Origin of the sequence: Brevibacillus sp. HB1.2 (genome assembly GCF_013332495.1) — a bacterium.
In the GTDB taxonomy this organism is placed as follows: Bacteria; Bacillota; Bacilli; order Brevibacillales; family Brevibacillaceae; genus Brevibacillus; species Brevibacillus porteri.
Genome location: NZ_JABMIU010000041.1, coordinates 1 through 1,305 on the forward strand (window position 1 = coordinate 1; position 1,305 = coordinate 1,305).

At 42.5% G+C, this 1,305-nt stretch carries 1 protein-coding gene; it reads left to right on the forward strand.

The features are described 5' to 3' along the window. Nucleotides 1–83: 83 nt before the first annotated feature. Nucleotides 84–1,264 (forward strand): IS3 family transposase gene (locus HPY28_RS30060; protein ID WP_174231976.1). Its coding sequence is split into 2 segments (ribosomal slippage): nucleotides 84–381 and nucleotides 381–1,264, totalling 1,182 coding nucleotides; the frame shifts between segments, so codons are not numbered across the junction. Nucleotides 1,265–1,305: the final 41 nt, after the last annotated feature.

The window sequence follows — 1,305 nt, forward strand, 5'->3', positions numbered from 1 at the left end:
TGGTATTATCCCCTCGTGGTTGACAATGAAAAAAGTCTGTCTGATAAGATAGGCTTACCATTGTTGACCGGAGGGGATTTTTCGTGCCTGAAGCAAGACGTAGCAATAAAAGGTATACGGATGAATTTAAAGCTGAAGCAGTTAAATTGTACGTGGAGGACGGATGGAGCCCGTATCGGATTGCAGCACAGTTAGGAGTACGTAGCAAAACTCAAGTTCAGGAATGGATAAAGAAGCATCAACAGAAAGAACGAGGAGAGTTGAAAGAGGACCAACGAGGAAAGACAGCTTGGCGAAAAGGAAGAACAAAAACTAAATTTTCGAGCATCGAGGAAGAATTAGCTTACATCAAAGCGGAGAACGATTATCTAAAAAAGCGGTATCCAAATCTACACGGGGAGTGACTCTGAAAGCAGCACGTTTTTCCATCATAGATGAGCTTCGCTCCATTCATCCACTTTCTTGGCTGTTACAACTAGCACAGGTATCCCGTGCGGGATACTATAAGTGGCGTATATCTCGGGCGAATTCACAAAAACGCATCGAGTCAGAACAACACGTGAAAGAACACATGATGGCCATCCATCGGCTTCATCCTTATTATGGTTATCTGCGTATGACAACTGCTCTTCGTAAAGAAGGCATGCATGTAAACCATAAACGGGTTTACCGATTGATGAAAGAACTAAACATACGCTCATTGATCCGTAAAAAAAGGCGGTTCTTTGGCAAGCAGGCATCGGTTGTCCAGCCAAATCGTTTAGAACGTGATTTCCATGCTGACACCCCTAAAACAAAGTTAGTAACAGACATTACTTATCTGTCTGTAGGCGAGAAATATTATTATCTTTCTGCTGTTCAGGATTTGTTTAACAATGAGATTGTAGCCTGGCAGATCTCACACCGCAATGATCTGGCGTTGGTTATGCAAACTTTAGAACAACTTCCCTTAACTAAGCTTAAAGGAACGATTCTGCACTCCGATCAGGGCTTTCAATATACCGGAAAAGTATACAATCAGAAACTCGAGCAGTATGGTCTGTTAGGCAGCCATTCTAGAAGAGGAAACTGCTTAGATAATGCCTGCATCGAGTCGTTCTTTTCCCATCTAAAAACGGAAAAAATCTATCTGCACCCACCGACAAGCCAAGAAGAACTTCTGCAAGCTATCGCTGAGTACATTTCCTATTACAACTATGATCGTTTTCAGAAAAAATTTAGCGACCGCTCTCCGATTGAATACCGGAAAGCAGTCGCTGCATAAACAGACTTTTCATTGTTGTCTACTTGACGGGGTTATGACCA